We start from the raw sequence: 17809 nt of genomic DNA, 5'->3' as shown, positions 1-17809 counted from the left end.
CCCTAGCTAAATTAACTAAAAATACCTTTCAAAACAAAAAAGAAGACAATAGCTAGGCCTGCACCAGCAGGGAGGGTGACGAGCCAGGATAGGAAGATTGAGCCGATAACTTTAAGGTTCAAAGCTCCTATGCCTCGGGCCAAACCAACACCGAGCACAGCTCCCACAAGAGTGTGAGTTGTGGAAATCGGCAAACCGAAACCAGAAGCTAACACCACTGTGGCAGCCGCTCCTAGTTCTGCAGCAAACCCTCGGCTTGGGGTAAGTTCGGTTATCTTCTTGCCGATAGTGGCCATTACTTTAAAGCCATAGGTGGCAAGACCCACAACAATACCGATACCACCTACCAATAAAATCCAAGCTGGCATTGTAGTTTTTGAAGCTACAGCACCTGACTTTACAATACCGACGACAGCAGCCAGAGGGCCAACAGCGTTAGCAACATCATTGGATCCGTGTGCAAATGCCATAGCACAGGCAGTGAAAATCATTAAGATGGCGAATACTTTTTCAACGTTATCGAACTTGTTGGCAACTGCCGACTCATCTTCCATTTTGACTCGGCGCAGTAAAGCAATGCCAACACCGGCAACCACGCAGCCAATAACAACGGCAATAATTCCAGACTCAAAAAAACCTATGTTGATATGAGCATCCTTAAGTACATGTTTAAGTCCCTTTAACATGGTTACCATGGCAATTAGAAAGCCCACACTAAACATATAAAAGGGAATATAGCGCTTGGCATTCTCAAGAGGTGCATCAGTATCGAAGATCAACTTTTGTACACTGATAAAAAGGCCAAAAGATATAGAGCCCGCCAACACTGGCGAGACTACCCAACTGGCGACGATCTTGCCCACTTTAGCCCATTCGACAGCGTCCATAGAGATGCCTACGGCAGCAAAACCCACAATAGCGCCGACAATGGAGTGGGTAGTGGACACCGGCCACCCCATAATACTTGCTACTAATAACCAGGTTCCCGCTGCAAGCAGTGCAGCGAGCATTCCATAGACTAAATACTCCGGCGTATCCGCCATTAAAGCGGGATCAATAATCCCTTTGCGTATAGTAGAAGTAACTTCACCGCCAGCAAGGTAGGCGCCTAGAAATTCGAAGATCATGGCAATAAAAATTGCCTGGCGGATAGTAAGAGCTCCAGAACCAACAGATGTACCCATGGCATTTGCGACATCGTTGGCGCCCACTCCCCAAGCCATAAACAAGCCAAAAAGACAGGCCATAACAATTAAAATTGTGCCATAGTCGGCTAATACAGACATAAATTATCCTGATAAGATGTGTAAAAGATTATCTATAAAGTGCTTGTTAGCGTGCGAGTAATACCAGTAAACGACTGCCGACTTTTTGCGATCGATCAGCAAGATCTCCTATCGACTCAATAATGCGATAAATAAACATCACATCAACAGGAGGTAAGCTGCTCTCTAAGTCATAAAGTTGTGCACGTATAGATACTTCGTACTCATCAGCTTTACGTTCTAGTGCATTGAGTTCATCTACTAAGCGTTCAACCAGCTCCAGTTCATGGCCGCTAAAGCCAGATTCAAGTAGGGAATCTAGCTCTTCGATAGCCTTAAGAGCCTGATGAACATTGGCGATACAAATAGAAAGGAATTCAAGTAGCAGAGGCTGCATACTTTCGGGAAAGCGCATTTTTCTGCCAAGAGCCAAACCTGCAATATCTTTTGCCGTATTGGCAATTTTGTCCTGCTTAGTCAATAGATCGAGGAGATCACTCCTGGGCACAGGTAAAAATAGATTTTTGGGTAGGTGCAGGCGCAAGTCTTTTTTGAGATCATCTGCATTGTTTTCAATATTGCGAATATTATTATATATCGCGTCGGCTTTTTCCCAATCGCCTTTGATAACGGTTTTAAAAAAAAGCTCTAATTCATCGGCAGCAGATGCCGAAACTTCCATATGCTCTTGCAGAGGCTTTATTGGAGATTTGCCAAATAACTCAGCAAGGGGATTTTTGATCATAATAGAGTATTCCGCTATAACAAAGCTGATATTTATCTATTTCACGATACAAATGACGAATAAATGGTCACAGATCGCTACCGTTGCAAAATTGGCGGTAGCGTCACCCATTTTCACCTTATTGTCAAAGGAATCTTGAGCCATCTTTATCAACGGTTCGATTAAGGCTTAGGGCTTGCTAACCACAACAGACTCTAGCCTGAATATTTTATTATTTGCGGTGCTCTAATCGGGTGGGCTATTGCGCACACGATAATAGGCATCTTCACTAATACGATGGTAAAGCAAAGCGCCCTTCATATAGTTTTTGTAGGAGGTATATACCTTATTAAAAACGGGATCTTCCTGAGCTAGCTGAGCATACAACTCCCAGGCGAGCTTCTCTAAATGTGTCAATACATCTTCCGGGAACTGGCGCACCTCCACGTTGTGAGTGTTCACCAACTCATCTAGCGCACCATTGTTGCGAGCCGTATACTCGTCGAGCATATCTTGATTAACAGCCCTGGTCGCAACCTCCACTATTTTTTGTAAATCTTCTGGCAACGATGCATAAGCATCTTTATTAACGATGAATTCAAGCATTGGGCCTGGCTCGTGCCAACCAGGGTAATAGTAATATTTGGCAATTTCATGAAAGCCAAAAGCCAAGTCATTATATGGCCCTACCCACTCAGTGGCATCGATAACACCCGATTGCAAAGAGGTGTACAGCTCACCTCCAGGAATATTGACAGCAACACCACCCGCTTTGCTAAACACTTCGCCACCCAGGCCTGGTATACGCATTTTTAGGCCGCGTAAATCCTCAATGGAGCGAATCTCTTTATTAAACCAGCCCCCCATTTGCACCCCCGTATTACCACCAGCAAAGGGCACCAAATTGAAAGGCTCGTATATTTCACGCCACAGCGCCATGCCACCACCATAATGCAGCCAACCATTAAATTCTTGCACGTTCATACCGAAGGGGACAGATGTAAAAAAGGGCGCAGCAAGAATTTTCCCCTTCCAGTAGTAGGCAGCGCCATGGCCCATTTCCACACTACCCGAGGATACGGCACCAAAAACACCGAGTGCGGGAACAATTTCATTTGCCCCATGGACTTCAACCACTAAACGCCCATTACTCATATCCCGCACTAGCTCGGCAAAATTCTCTGGCGCCAGGCCTAAACCGGGGAATCGTTTGGGCCATGTGGTGACCAGCTTCCAACGAAAAGTCTGCTGATTTGATGCCTCACTAACAGTATTTCCTGAGGATGTATGAGTACTTGCCGATTTGAAAACTAGCAACGCAAATAAAATTGCGCACGCAGCAATAAGAAGCACAATAACGGTGGGCATCCACCAAGGGGTATAGCGTGTTTGCATTTTCATTTATCTTTATTATTAATAATGACACAGAGTAGTTAAGCACTCAGAGCTAAGCTACCCACCCGTATATGAATACACAATACTATCTATTAAACCAGCGAGTTAATAGGCTTAAGGTAAACTGTAAACGAGTTACATTGCATCTAGCAGTATAGTTATGGTAATTGCTTGTAGCCTATTGAGCATTATTTTTATGTAAATAAAAAATTCGAAGATACTGAACGGAGTACAAAAGTCAGCCCAACGCTTCCAGCTTGGCATATTTCAGCACCAACCATTTAATACCGCTTTCGCCAAAGTTAACCTGCACACGGGCACTGGGGCCCTGACCTTCAAACTGTAAAATAACACCTTCGCCAAAAATGCCATGATTGACACTTTGACCAAGTGCCATACCGGGATATTCATCACTGGGGTCTTCCTGCAATGAGCTTTGACCATAGTTTGTTGGACGCGAGATGGTCGATTTAATACGAACCTCTTGCACTAGCTCTTTTGGAATTTCCCTAACAAAACGCGATACTGTATTGAAGCGCTCATCGCCGTGCATACGCCGGCTTTCAGCGTAAGAGATAACAAGTTTTTCCATGGCGCGAGTAATGCCTACATAACACAAGCGCCGTTCTTCCTCTAAACGTTCTGGGTCTTCTTTAGACATTTTGTGAGGAAATAAATTTTCTTCGACCCCGGCCAGAAACACCAAAGGAAACTCCAAGCCTTTAGCACTGTGTAGAGTCATCATTTGCACAGCATCATCAAATTCATCAGCCTGACCATCACCAGCATCAAGGGCTGCAGTATCAAGGAATTCTTGCATTGGGCTAATATTATCGTCTTCCGCTTGAAAACCACGGCAGGCATTAACTAATTCTTGTAAGTTTTCGGCTCGCGCTTGTCCTCTTTCACCCTTTTCCATTTTATGAAATTCAAATAAGCCACTGTGGTGCATAACGTGATCTACAGCTTCCGGCAATGACATATCAACAATATCTTTTTCCAGTTGATCAATAAGATCAAAAAAGCCCTGTAGCGCATTACCCGCGCGCGCGGTAAATACAGAGTTTTTAACTGCAGCAATAGCAGCGTCATATAGGGAAGAGCCTTGCTCACGGGCAAATAGGCGAACTGTTTCTAAGGTCTTATTGCCAATGCCTCGGGTTGGCGTATTAACAATACGCTCAAAGGCAGCGTCGTCATTACGGCTGAGAATAATACGTAAGTACGCCAGTGCATTACGGATTTCCAAGCGCTCATAAAAGCGTACGCCACCGTAAATTCGGTAAGGAATGTTTTCTCTAAGAAGATCTTCTTCCAGTACCCGTGACTGAGCATTAGAGCGGTACAAAATAGCAGCATCACTGAGTTTATTACCGGAATCTAGCCAGTTTTTGATACGACCAACAATATAACGGGCTTCATCTTGTTCGTTAAACGCACAGTAGAGGTCTATCGGCTCGCCGTCTTCTCCAGCAGTCCAGAGGGATTTACCCATACGCCCAAAGTTATTGGCAATCACTGCGTTAGCAGCATTTAAGATGGAAGCAGTAGAGCGATAGTTTTGCTCGAGGCGGGTGACTTCTACATGATCAAAATCTTTTTCAAACTGTTGAATATTCTCTATCTTGGCACCACGCCAACCGTAAATGGACTGGTCGTCATCACCCACGGCTGTTACTCGGCAACGCTTGCCCGCTAGCACACGCAGCCAAGCATATTGCACGGTATTGGTATCCTGAAATTCGTCCACTAATAAAAACTTAAAGCGGTTTTGATAGTGTTCGAGTAAATCTTGATTTTTAAGCCAGAGCTCGTGAGAGCGAAACAGGAGTTCGGCAAAATCTACCATACCACCGCGCTCACACGCTTCTTCATAAGCGCTGTACACCATTTTCATAGTGGCGGTAAAAGGGTCGTGTCCCTCTTGGATATATTGTGGGCGAATTCCTTCATCCTTCTGCGCATTGATAAACCACTGTGCCTGTTTAAAAGGCCAACGTCCCTCATCCAAATTAAGCGCCTGATAAATACGTTTAATAAGCCGAAGTTGGTCATCACTATCAAGGATTTGAAAGTTCTGAGGTAGATTAGCTTCTTTCCAATGGGCCTTTAGTAGGCGGTGAGCAATACCGTGGAAGGTACCTACCCACATACCCCGCAAGTTACCAGTACCAAGATTTGAGCCGCCTTCAATAATATTGCTCAAACGCTCACGCATTTCGCGAGCAGATTTATTGGTAAAGGTAACCGCCATAATTTCGTGAGGAGAGTAACCCTCCACTTGAATTAACCAGGCAATGCGATGCACCAATACACGGGTCTTACCGCTGCCAGCACCAGCGAGAACCAATTGGTTAGAAGGAGAAGCGCATACGGCTTGACGTTGCGCATCGTTTAAGTCGTTGATAAGTTCTGAAACATCCATAGGCCCATTGTAGCAAACGTGCCTGTATAAATTGACAGTTTTTTTATTTCATTTTCCTTGCAAAAATTTCCGGCTTTTTATCGTCATGTTCAATAACATAATGGCAGTGCCTATTTATTAGACATTTTATTAAGCATTGGCAACTCTTATATCAAAGCAGGCCGAGCCGCCGCCATCATCACCGTCAACATTTAGCTCATCAAACACTTCAATAATATGTTCACCTGCACTCAGGCTTACATTACCCGCTTCTGAAGATGAAGTAGAATTGTTGAAAATACCAACAAAGTTACCGTTGCGTATAAGGCGCATAGTAGGATTACGATTGCCCGTGCCAACGGTTGTTTCAGCACTGAACCGATAGATGCCTGCTGATGGGATTTCCACTCGAATAAAGCGTCTTACATCGACACCGTTAAATTCATTTTGCCGATTATTAGTACACACGTTAATTGTGCTACCAACGGTCAATACGCTGTATATAGGCAGCACTAGCGACATAACACCAGGCCCATCATTGGTTTCATTGGTACCATAGCGATCCGTGCCAAAAATTTGTTCATTTTGAACTAAGGTATCGATTGCCGCCTGCACATTTGCGTCTGAATTACTTTTTAGAGTCTCGATAAATAAATAAATAGACGTCAAAGCAGAGTTATTAATATATTCCGAAGAGCTCAAAGCTTGATAAATTGGCCCAAAGCCCAGCGATAGAGAGTCTACACCGTCGTCATTGGCGTCGGCCAAATCAAAAACTATTTTGCCAATTGAATTCTCATTGAACCAGCCCGGAGGAGCGTTAGGGTTATTGTTAAAGGTATTTTCTTCAAGAGAGAATCTAAAGCCGAGCTGCTGACTGTTACCACGAGAATCTGAATAAAATTCCTGATTACTCACAATACCAGAAAAAGCATTAGCAAAACCTTCACCAAATACTAAGCGCATATCGAGGCTGTCGTTGAAGGTATGCATACCACCAATACTATCAGAGCGGGATAAATTATCCTCCAGGTAGTGTCCCCACTCATGTTGAATCACACTTTTATCATGCTCGTCGGTGTCATTATTCTCATCCCCCAAAATATACATACTATTGAGATTAGTGCTGTAAAAAGAGGTACCTATCAGACCTTGCTCTAAGTTACCAGACACAGCAATGTTATTGACACTCCAGCGCAATTCAGAGGCAACGAAATCGGTCTGGGGGGCAACGTCTAACACAGTTTGTACGGCTTCGTAGACAGCATCTAAAATCGCAAATGGTGCCGACACTCTTTCACCACTATAACTAGCACCATCCCAACCCGAACTAGCATGGAGATTTCGCGTCGAACCTGAGGTGCCACTAGATTGCAATCCGCCATCCATCGCATAGAGTGCATTTCCTTGAGTATTATCGGTTACTCGAAAATCCCACGAGGGCCCAGATCCGAACCTTTGTAAGGCGGCAAGAACCCTCACACGAACATTAGTGTTCATGGTCACACCCAAAGAATAGTTGCCCATCGCATCGGAGGAAGTCTGGGCGACAACAGTATTGTCGCTATTAAGCAGTTGCACAGTCGCACCTCGAATTGGACTAACGTTGATGTTGTTATAGTCCAGTCCTCCGTTACTCAAATGCGGGATCATATCGAACGTTATATTACCTGAGATAGTAAAATCGCCAGTGGGGTTTGGTATTGGTGTTCCGGTGATTGCTGGGGTTGGTGTAGGAGCAGATGCACCAGGGGTAGGGGTAGGATCGACAAGTGAGCCACCGCCTCCGCCACCACAGGCTTGAATGATAAAAGATAAAAAGAAGATATTGAGAGCCCGGCTTAACGATCGAACATTATTTGTACACACCATTACCATGAAAATACCTATCTATTTCGCCATCCAGCTTATTCAGCATTCAACCGTTTATCCTTCACACTCCCTAAATATCCATTTATAAATATATTTATTTTTATTAGTTGTATTTATACGACATTTTTATACTTTGTATCTACTGGCATGACAACAAAATACTAAAGGCGCCAACGCAAATTGATAATTACGTGATTAATTAGAGCTTGTTACCACTGCGAACCGCCCACATAAAAAATTCTCGGTTGCCATCGCCACCTTGTATAGCGCTTTCAAAGTATTTGATTACTGATAAGCCCAATTCCTCTGCCTTGGCACGCAAATTACTTTCAACTTGCTTGTATAGTGCAGTATTTCTAACTATTCCATTTTTACCAATGCCACTAGGACCGACTTCAAATTGCGGCTTAATCAAGCTTATAAGATTACCTTCAGGCGCTATCAGAGGTACCAGTCGAGGCAATATAAGTGTCTGAGAAATAAACGAAACATCCATCACCACCAAGTCAAACACCACTGGCGATAGGTATGGCTCAAATATATCGGCGCTTAAACGACGAGCATTGACGCCCTCTAAGCTGATGACACGAGTATCACCCTTTAACTTAGAGGATAGTTGATTATGACCAACATCGACACCAATGACTTTTTTCGCACCCGCTTGCAGTAGGCAGTCACTAAAGCCACCGGTAGATTGCCCCACATCAAGTGCTGTTTTATCCAGGGGGCGCACCCCTGTTTTTTGCAAAGCACCATTGAGCTTAAGACCGGCACGGGAAACAAAAGTTTGCTCGGCACTCTGGGCAACACGTAGCTCACATGTTTCATCAACTTTGGTTGAAGCTTTTGTCAGACACTGCCACTGACCGGCAATGTTGACCGACACTAGGCCATCACTGATCAATTTTTGACTTTGAGTGCGAGAGTCGGCAAGACCTTTTTGCACGACAAGTTGATCTAAGCGCAAGAGAAGATTCCCAACAAAGAAAAAGAGATGATAGAAAGCAAACGCAGCAAGTTATTCTTTCACTGGATATTTTTGTAACTTTCGTTGCAATGTTCGCCGATGCATATTTAGCTCACGAGCTGTGGCCGAAACATTACCATCATTTCTCAAAAGGGAGCGTTGAATATGCTCCCATTCTAAACGTTTAGTTGAAATTATAGACATATCTTCTTGCTTATTAGAATCTGCAACCTCCTGTTCTTCTAATGCAGCAAGAATTTCCTGCACAGTTGCAGGCTTTGGCAGGTAGTTATGTGCGCCACGCTTAACCGCTTCTACCGCTGTAGCAATGCTCGCATAAGCAGTGAGTACAAGTACTTTGATATGCTCATTGTGGCGTTTAAGTATGGGTAGCAAATCAAGTGAAGTCTCATCTTCAAGTTTAAGGTCAAGGATCGCCAGCCCATAGGGAGCTTTGTGTAACGTATTCTGAGCATCAAGGACAGTTTTAACATGACTGACACTATAGCCCTTCTTCTCCAACGCCAGCTTGGTGACATGGCCGAGTGTCTCGTCGTCTTCGACAAGTAATATATTTTTTGCCAATTGCTCACTATCACATTTACTAACGTTTGAACTGCTCACTAAGCTATATTTCCGGGTGTGTTATCAGGTTTATGGAAGGGAATCTCAACGGTGGTAATTGTACCACCAGCAGCATGATCTAACATACTGATCTGACCACCGAAACGCTCGATCGTAGAATTAGACAAATACACACCCAAGCCCCAGCCATTCTTGCTAGACGAAATAAAGCGTTTACCCAGTTTGTCACGCAGCTGCTGGCTTAGGCCCTCGCCATCATCAGTGATGATAATTGCCAATTTATCTTCAAATAACTCAAACTCAACACATGTTTTTTGGCAGCCAGACTCTAGGGCATTATCGATTAAATTAGCGACGGCAAGTAACAGAAATCGATTCTGTTTGATCTCACAAGAACGGCACCCTTCACCGAGAGAAAAAGTTAGGTTATCTGTAGGCCTCAAAATGTGAAAATGGTCGCGGAGGTCTACATAGAAAGCTTCCACTGTGGATGTAATCTGTTGGTTTGACGAAACACTTTTCGTGGCGCTACCAATAGTGCTTAAATGATTTTTACAAATCGATAATTGCTCCCTAAACATTGTCGCCTCACTTTTATCTACTTGCGCGTCTTCTTCCCAGTTCTCAAGCAATATAGACATAGTGGACAAAGGCGTTCCCAACGCGTGAGCAGTGGTCGCGGCAACAGTTGCAATTGCCACCAATTGCTCATCTCGCAGAATTTTTTCGCGTGCCTCTTGTAGCTCTGCTTCACGATTACGAACAGAGTCCATAGCATAGGTAACAAAAATAAATAAGATGAAGGCACTGATCAAAAAATTAATCCACATGCCATATAAATGCAGTGAAAAGTTAGAATGATCCATATGTTCCATATGACTTTCTTCGCCGCCGAAATTCCAATAGGCGTAAATAGCCACCGTTAGAATCACCACCGTTAGGCTATACGTTTTTCTCAGCAACGCGGCCGCGAGAGCTAAGGGCACCAACATAGAAGAAGTAAAAGGGTTAGCATTACCTCCTGAGTGCTCGATTAAAAACAATAATATGATGATATCCGAAACCAACAAGAGAAATATTTCCAACTCTGTCACCGGAAATGTAAATGAAATACGGGCCGCCCAAAGAAACAAAACAATAAAACCAGCAAAAAGTGTAATAACTAGTGAGGTATAGGGTAAATCCATATCGAAGGAAAAATAAACGGATACCACGATCAAAACAGAAATAACTAAAGTCACACATTTAAGTGCAATCAGTTTTTTTAATAGAGATTTATCATAGTCTAGGGTACTGATCATATGAGCATTCACTAAAGCTTGTTGGCAGAGTTATGGATATTATCGAATGACTTTAACAGAATAAGCATCAAGTAGGGAAATGGTAGTAAATGCTAGAGCCTATTAACAACAATTTGATCACTTCTGTTCGCTCTCAATAGCGGTAACTGCCAAAAGTAAGCACTTGAAGCGAGGCGCAAAAAGTGGAGTGGGATAAAATAGCCAGCGAGCACACTATAAAATCAAAATAGCTTATTGATAATAGAGGTGCGATATGATTTTTGTATTCTCAAATAGAAACGTTATAAACAATGAAAGCTGGTTAGGTGACAGTTTTAACACAGAGGGCAACGACAACATAAGAGTCGCTAAATATATCCCAAGTGCTCGACCGAAGCTTTCTTTTTACTCTGAACATGAAGCTGAGGCGCTACCATCGCTTAAAGTTATACAAGAGATTGAAAATGATGATAAACCTTGCTGCATCTTTATACATGGATTCAATCAATCGCTGACTAAAAATATGAACAAGTGTGAGGAAATAGAGTCTTATGGTGTTAATGTCATCGCTTTTTCATGGCCATCCAATCCAGGCCCACAAGCGTGGTATTGGAGAATAAGAGAATATAAACGAGCCGTTCAAAATGCGAGAAGATCTACTGTTGCCCTTGAACGTTTTTTTGACAAGTTTCACGAATATTTTACCGATGTGGGTAGAGTAAGCAATATCAAGTCAATGGTTATTCATAGTCTTGGTAATTTTTTACTGCAGTCCTTTGTTTCAAGTACTGGATTTAATAATCAGACATCATTTTTAAATAATATTCTATTGCATCAAGCTGATGTTAATAGTCAAGGCCACGAGAAATGGGCTGATCATATGACAATGAACTCTCGTGTAATGGTAACAATCAATGAAACCGACAACGTACTGGATGCTTCAGATATTATTAACCCAGATCGTTTAGGCAACACACTCAGAAACCTAAACTCTAAAACTATTAGTTATTTTAACTTCGGCCAATTAGATGTAGCAGAAGACAAACACAGGCTTTGGATAAAGCCTACAATCACAAATGAAAATGCAGCATCTTTTTTTGAAGAAGTATTTAAAGGGAAGAAAATCAAAACCAGCCATTTAGATTACAACAACAGAAATAATCACTTTAATATAAAATAATATAGCTATTAACGAATAAAGCGGTAATAAAGATAACACTTCAGTACAAGGATGTACTGAAAGTCTGTCAGGTAATAGCCTATGTTTTTCTATTAGGTAATCTTCAATCTATTACAGGTCAATAACAGCAGCCCCATATATACGTTTAAAATCTTCAGGCATTCTTTTTGGCCGGCCACTAGTAATTTCAATACAGACTAAGTCCCAACGCGCTCTTAAGAGCGTGGCGCCATCACTTTTGCGTAGCAGTTGAAAACGCCGCTCCATTGCTAACTTACCATCACTTGCCGTGAGCCAAGTAGCTACTAATAATTGATCATTGAGGTAGCCCGCTTGAAGGTAGTCAAACTCACTGTGGCGGATAGCCATTGCACGATTTAAATTATGATAATCATCAATGCCCAATCCTAACTCAATAGAATGTGCCCATCCTGCATCTTCACACCAACTAACATACACTGCATTGTTAACATGCTTTAAGCCGTCAATATGAGATGCATCAACACTAACATCTAATAAAAATGGCTCGGGATAGTCCCAGTTAATACTGCTAGACTCCATCAAATCACCTTTTTCACTTACCGCGCAATCATCATTACTATTAAGCTATTAACCTGGCGGCTAAATATATCATCCTAATATATTTAGCCCTCGTCCCTTAAAATACAGCGCCGTTGCGCGAAACAGCTTAACTTTAAGGGAATCTTGCGAGTCTATCGACATGCGGCGGTGTATCAATGCACCGCTATTAAGCCGACATATACTGCCGCCGGATTAATAATAATACAGAATCGGTGATACAAATAAAGTTAGAGCCTGTTAACAGGCTCTAGAATAGTTGAAGAAATCGTATGATCAATGATGGCGTATTCAAATTGCTGCACTTGCCACGCGATCGAGCAAATACATGAGCGATTGATATTCAATGCCACTGTGATGGGATAAGCCAATTTCACAGGTACGGCTATTACTGTAGCCTTTTGTACAGTTATTGGGTAATTGCTGCTTTAAGTTTTGCAGGGCACTGGCGTTAAGTTCTGGCACAAACATACCTTTATCCCCCGCAAAACCGCAGCAAGCAGTGTCTTCCGGCTCAATCACCTGCGTCGAACAACTGTGAGCAATTTGACGTAAATAAGGCGCCAACTGCATTTTTTGGCTGCTACAGGTAATATGCAATGCTATGGGTTCATCAATAGGTTGAATGTCTAAGCGCGCTAAAACGAATTGCGCTACAAACTCATTGATCTCATATATGGGTAGTTGATGGCTCCATTCTTGGAGCTGTAACTTACAGGGACTGGTATCAAATATAATGGCAATTTTTCCCTGCTCACTCACAACATCTAAGGCATTAAGCAACTCCTTGCCTTTTTTTTCGGCGTTTTGTGCAAAGCCCTTACTGTTATAAGGCATACCGCAACAAAGGCCAGCGATGTTTTCAGGTAAGATTAATTGATACCCCGCCTTTGCAAATACCGCCGATGTTACTTCAAGTTGGCTTCGATCTTCAGCTGAGTTGGCCGCAGGCCCCATATTGCGACTTGCACAACTGGGAAAGTAAATTAGTTTTTCCAAGTTATCCTGCGCATTGCCATTTGTTGCATATTTTTTCGCCCGAGTCGGCCACTCGCTATACCACAACGGCATTGCTTTGCCTGAGCCGTAATGCAGTGCTTTTCCTGCGATATCTGTCGCCTTACTGCCTATCACCTTACTCAAGGATGAGGATAGAGTAAGCCCTCCGGCAACGGCTTTGGTTAAGCCTGAAAAATGTTCTGCGCTAGAAGACGCGATGATTTCACCCATTTTACCTCGTCGCTCGGCACGCAGCTCACGCACAAGATCACCTGTATTAATCCCTATAGGACAGCGCTCTGCGCAGAGCCCAGTAGCTGCACATGTATCGATACCAAGATAGTCATATTGTTTTTCTAGTTCATTCAACTCCCTTAACTCCAGTGCATTGGAGTCATCTTTTTTACTGCGTAAATCATTGATACGACGCCATATTGCAATACGCTGCCTAGGTGTAAAGCTCAGGTTTTTTGACGGGCATACTGGCTCACAAAAACCACACTCGGTGCAAGCATCAACAATAGAATTTGCTTTCGGCAAACTTTTTAAATCTTGAATATGGGCTTCCTGATTGTTATTGAGAATAACTCCGGGATTCAAAATTTTCTTTGGATCAAGAAGTTCTTTAACACGCCACATAAGATCATAGGCCTTACTTCCCCACTCCAACTCAACAAAGGGAGCCATATTGCGTCCGGTGCCATGTTCAGCCTTCAAAGAGCCTTCAAATTCCACAGCCACTAGATGTGCAACCGCTTGCATAAACGCATGGTAGCGTTGTACTTCTTGTTCTTCATCAAATGACTGAGTAAATACAAAATGCAGGTTGCCAGCTAGGGCATGCCCAAAAATAATGGCATCGTGATAGCTATATTCATCAAATAGTTGATGTAAGCGATTGAGACCATCGGCTAACTTATCCAATGGGAATGCAATATCTTCAATAATAACGGTGCTACCCACAGGCCTAACCGCACCAACAGCTGGAAATGTCGCCTTCCTTATGGCCCACAATTCTGCGCTCACTTGCGGATCGCTTGTCATGGCAATTTTCTGTAGAGGTTGATTAGCATCCAATAAGCTAACAATTTCATCCATCTGGTTGAATAGCTCGCCCTCGTTAACCGCACGTGTTTCAATGAGCAACGCAGTACAACTATCATTATTATCGCAAAAACTATCGGGCAAGCCCGGCTTACCTTTTACAGAATCTAATGCTCGCTGATCCATCAACTCTACAGCATCCACATTCAGCCCACTTAAAGCGCCAACAATTTTACAGGCCTGCTCCGCAGTCGCAAAAAGATACAAACCACTCGCTTTATGTTGATGCTCAACAACGGTGTTATAGGTGATTTCAGAAATGAAACCTAAGGTACCTTCAGACCCAACCATTAGATGAATTAGGATATCCATGGGGTCATTAAAATCAATAAGGGAGTTGAGCGCGTAACCTGTCGTATTTTTAATTCTGTATTTGTGTCTAATCAGCTCTTCTAGGTGGCTGTCATTTTTAATTGTTCGCGCAAGCTCTTCTAATCCATCTAGTATTTTTTTGTGGGATTCTCTAAAAGCTCTAATACTATTTTCGTCATCACTCTTAAGAATAGTGCCGTCAGCCAACATAACTTCCATGGAATGAAGAGTGTGATAACTATTGTTAGCAACACCACAGCACATTCCCGACGCATTGTTAGCGACTATGCCACCTATTTTACAAGCGTTTATTGATGCAGGATCAGGGCCTATTTTACGGTTAAAAGGCGCGAGATAGCGGTTTGCATCTGCACCAATAACACCTGGTTGTAAACGAATACGATCACCATTATCTAGGATTTCGTGCCCGCGCCATTTGTTAGATAAAGTAAGTAGAACAGAGTCAGAAATGGCTTGCCCAGACAGGCTAGTCCCTGCCGCACGAAAAGTCAGAGGTATAGAAAATCGATAGCACATTTTTACCGCATATTGCACTTGATAAATATCGTCAAGCTGCAACACCAGCTTAGGAACCAAACTGTAAAAGCTCGCATCCACCCCCATGGCACGTCGCCGAGTTAAGTCTTCAATAATATGCTCACTACTTAGATCTTTACGCAGAGCATCTAAAAAATCAGACCAATTTGCAGCCATGGATTGCACCTATAATTATTAAAAAAGCTGTGATAAAACAAAAATCGATAGTTTAATTCAGCATTACAATTATATAACTAGCACTGCTTAACGATAGGTCAAAAACAGACACTAGTTGCACAACAAGGATGTAATACATAAAACCGACGACTTAAAGCTCTTTATTTTATATACCAATAAAATCGTATTTTTATTAATGAAGCCAAAATCGCGCGCTATACACGTTTCTGAACAGGTAGTTACTGTACCTTCTAGCTAATTATTGATATATCATCTTAAAAGATAATATTTATTTCCTTTTTTGACATAATACTATTTGGACATCAAGGCCATGGTTAAAGCAGACGATATTGTTTTATTCGCAAGAGTAGTAGAAAACGGATCTTTCTCCGCTGTCGCTGAACAACTGGAACTCACTAACTCTGTGGTAAGCAAAAGGATTAGCCGTTTAGAACAAGCCATGAATACCCAGTTACTTTATCGTACTACCCGTAAACTCAATCTGACCGATGCAGGAAAAGCCTTATACGGCAAAGCGCGCTTGGCAAAACTGGCCTTACAAGATGCCGAAGATGCGGTTGCAAGCTATGGTAATGCTATTCACGGAAAAATTAAGATTACCATGCCAGCTGTATCTGGACGCTTGGTATTAAGTCAGGCCATCGCACAGTTTTGCCAGCAATATCCCCAAGTTAATGTAGAGCTATTTATAGAAAATCGTTTTGTCGACATGATAGAAGAGGGTTTCGATCTCGCTATTCGTACAGCCTATCTTGAAGATTCTAGTTTCGTCGCTCGACGTTTAATAGACTCTGACTGGATAGTTTGCGCAAGTCCTAATTACCTGCGTGCACAAGGCCACCCACAAGACCCTTCCGACTTAGTCAACCACCACTGCCTAATTTATAAATACGAAGGCTCTGGACCCGATCATTGGTTATTCAAGAATAGCGAGCAAGAATATCAAATCCAAGTGCACGGACGTTTTCACACCAATAACTTGGACTCACTCAGACAGGCTGCTCTATGCGATTTTGGCATTGCTTACCTGCCCCGAGCTTTAGTACATGAAGATCTTATTAATAACAAATTAGTTTCCATACTGACCGAGCATTCGGCCAAACATATAGGTATCTATGCAGTGTATCCTCGCAGCCGACAGCCTGATCAAAAGCTCAAACTGTTGGTGGAACATTTACGTTTAGCTTACGATAAAAAGAAAGAGTATTTTTACTGAAAATATTCTTTCTTTTTATTTAGGGGGCTGTACGAAAATTATTTGACTTCAAAATTTTCTAAAACTTGAACATAGTTGAGATTTGAAAATAATTTGAATCGATATCATCAATGCCTTCATCACTGATCGAGTAGTTACCCACCTCGGCTCCTACGTCAAGTCTGTTGGTGATAGCGTTAATTAAATTAACTCCCCAGTGAGCTCTATCTCGTTCGAGAATATCTGTTTCAGCAGTGCCATAAAACGCTGTACTACGCAGCCCTGGTGCCCAAAAGTGACGATATGCAAGGGTGTAAGCCACTGTCGACTCCACCTCTAATTCATCGGTTTCAGGATTAGTGACAACATCTGGAGTCAAGCCGGCCGCAACGTAACGACCTGGATCACCTGCACTCACCTGAAAGCGAATATCATCCTTTTCAAAGACATAAATGCGCCCGGCAATATTGCCTGCAACAACCGTTTCATCTAATCCACCTTGGTCAATAATACGAGCCAATAAGCTAAAAGAGAGTTCGCCCCATTTGCCTTTCATATTGTATCGGCCAATAAGGTCTGGTGTCGCTTCATCTGGATCTGCTTGTTCACCAGACAAACCAACAGCACTCAGTGGAACACCTGTATCACCATCACCACTTGTTTCAGGGTTTTCGATAGCAAATTGCCAGGGGCCAGCAGTGTAACGAACCTGCGTTTGACGAACAAAGACTTCACCCACGTGTGGCCCACCAAAATCTAAAGCTTCAGGCAAAGCAGCTAAGGACATGAAAGTCGACCAGTTTTGACCTACCATCCAGTTTTTATAGTTAATATAAAAATGACGTAAACGAGGGTTAGATGAATTACTTACCACTTCGTTACCGCCACCACCATAATAGTCGACCTCTACTAAACCTGAAACTTCACCATGAGTAACTTTTATATTAAAACGGGATTCTCTGACATTGAACTCGGTATGAGAAGTCTCAATAGGACGACCACCGGGGAAATTCGCTACCCAATAATCTTGATGGGCAATATCACCGTTTACATGACGCAAATCTACTTTAGCATAGCCACCAATAGAAACTTTCGTCGTTCCTGTTTCTGTTTCGACATTCAATATTTCAACTGCTGAAGCAAATTGAAAAGGATTAAGACTGGCAATAACACAAACCAGAAAAGAAATGGATAATATATTTTTCATGATGCC

The 17809-nt window shown here is 42.6% G+C and carries 13 protein-coding genes; 2 read left to right on the top strand and 11 right to left on the bottom strand.

Translation table 11 applies throughout. The features are described 5' to 3' along the window. Positions 1 to 11 precede the first annotated feature (11 nt). From BVC89_RS01075 to BVC89_RS01040, 8 genes are all read right to left on the bottom strand, one after another. The gene (locus BVC89_RS01075) at positions 12 to 1286 is read right to left on the bottom strand and encodes an inorganic phosphate transporter (protein ID WP_086929456.1); all 1275 of its coding nucleotides are present in this window, start codon (positions 1284 to 1286) and stop codon (positions 12 to 14) included. Positions 1287 to 1332: 46 nt separating this feature from the next. Continuing rightward, positions 1333 to 2013 carry a TIGR00153 family protein gene (locus BVC89_RS01070; protein ID WP_216825144.1) on the bottom strand — a complete coding sequence of 227 codons (681 nt, stop codon included), beginning with the start codon at positions 2011 to 2013 and terminating at the stop codon, positions 1333 to 1335. Positions 2014 to 2235: 222 nt separating this feature from the next. Beyond that, complete coding sequence (locus tag BVC89_RS01065) at positions 2236 to 3390, bottom strand: TRAP transporter substrate-binding protein (RefSeq protein ID WP_086929454.1); 1155 nt, start codon at positions 3388 to 3390, stop codon at positions 2236 to 2238. Between the two features lie 232 nt (positions 3391 to 3622). Next, a complete protein-coding gene (gene uvrD / locus BVC89_RS01060; RefSeq protein ID WP_086929453.1) occupies positions 3623 to 5809 on the bottom strand; it encodes a DNA helicase II in 2187 nt (728 codons plus the stop codon). 129 nt (positions 5810 to 5938) lie between these two features. Then, entirely contained in the window at positions 5939 to 7666 is a 1728-nt protein-coding gene (locus BVC89_RS01055; RefSeq protein WP_086929452.1) for a carbohydrate-binding protein, read from the bottom strand. A gap of 193 nt (positions 7667 to 7859) precedes the next feature. Further along, the gene (locus BVC89_RS01050) at positions 7860 to 8627 is read right to left on the bottom strand and encodes a TlyA family RNA methyltransferase (RefSeq protein ID WP_086929451.1); all 768 of its coding nucleotides are present in this window, start codon (positions 8625 to 8627) and stop codon (positions 7860 to 7862) included. Between the two features lie 51 nt (positions 8628 to 8678). After that, positions 8679 to 9251 (bottom strand): response regulator transcription factor, encoded by a 573-nt coding sequence (locus BVC89_RS01045; protein WP_245929273.1) that lies wholly within the window; start codon positions 9249 to 9251, stop codon positions 8679 to 8681. Beyond that, entirely contained in the window at positions 9251 to 10513 is a 1263-nt protein-coding gene (locus BVC89_RS01040) for a sensor histidine kinase (protein WP_086929450.1), read from the bottom strand. The genes BVC89_RS01045 and BVC89_RS01040 overlap by 1 nt, the downstream gene beginning before the upstream one ends. Before the next feature lie 253 nt (positions 10514 to 10766). On the opposite strand from BVC89_RS01040, the gene BVC89_RS01035 reads away from it, so the two are divergent. Then, positions 10767 to 11672, top strand: a complete 906-nt coding sequence (locus tag BVC89_RS01035) for an alpha/beta hydrolase (protein WP_086929449.1) — start codon at positions 10767 to 10769, stop codon at positions 11670 to 11672. A gap of 111 nt (positions 11673 to 11783) precedes the next feature. Here BVC89_RS01035 and BVC89_RS01030 read toward each other — a convergent pair whose 3' ends face one another. Then, positions 11784 to 12233 carry an acyl-CoA thioesterase gene (locus BVC89_RS01030; protein WP_173780718.1) on the bottom strand — a complete coding sequence of 150 codons (450 nt, stop codon included), beginning with the start codon at positions 12231 to 12233 and terminating at the stop codon, positions 11784 to 11786. 309 nt (positions 12234 to 12542) lie between these two features. After that, entirely contained in the window at positions 12543 to 15380 is a 2838-nt protein-coding gene (locus BVC89_RS01025) for an FAD-binding and (Fe-S)-binding domain-containing protein (protein WP_086929447.1), read from the bottom strand. A 331-nt stretch (positions 15381 to 15711) separates the two neighbouring features. Here BVC89_RS01025 and BVC89_RS01020 point away from each other — a divergent pair, with 331 nt between their 5' ends. Next, a complete protein-coding gene (locus BVC89_RS01020; protein ID WP_086929446.1) occupies positions 15712 to 16617 on the top strand; it encodes a LysR family transcriptional regulator in 906 nt (301 codons plus the stop codon). Between the two features lie 58 nt (positions 16618 to 16675). Here the strand turns inward: BVC89_RS01020 and BVC89_RS01015 are convergent, their stop codons facing one another. Next, entirely contained in the window at positions 16676 to 17803 is a 1128-nt protein-coding gene (locus tag BVC89_RS01015; protein WP_086929445.1) for a DcaP family trimeric outer membrane transporter, read from the bottom strand. Positions 17804 to 17809 lie beyond the last annotated feature (6 nt).

The sequence above is a fragment of the Agarilytica rhodophyticola genome, from assembly GCF_002157225.2.
Classification (GTDB): domain Bacteria; phylum Pseudomonadota; class Gammaproteobacteria; order Pseudomonadales; family Cellvibrionaceae; genus Agarilytica; species Agarilytica rhodophyticola.
The sequence above is the reverse complement of the archived record's forward strand: the minus strand, read 5'-3'. Positions and strand labels throughout refer to the sequence as shown.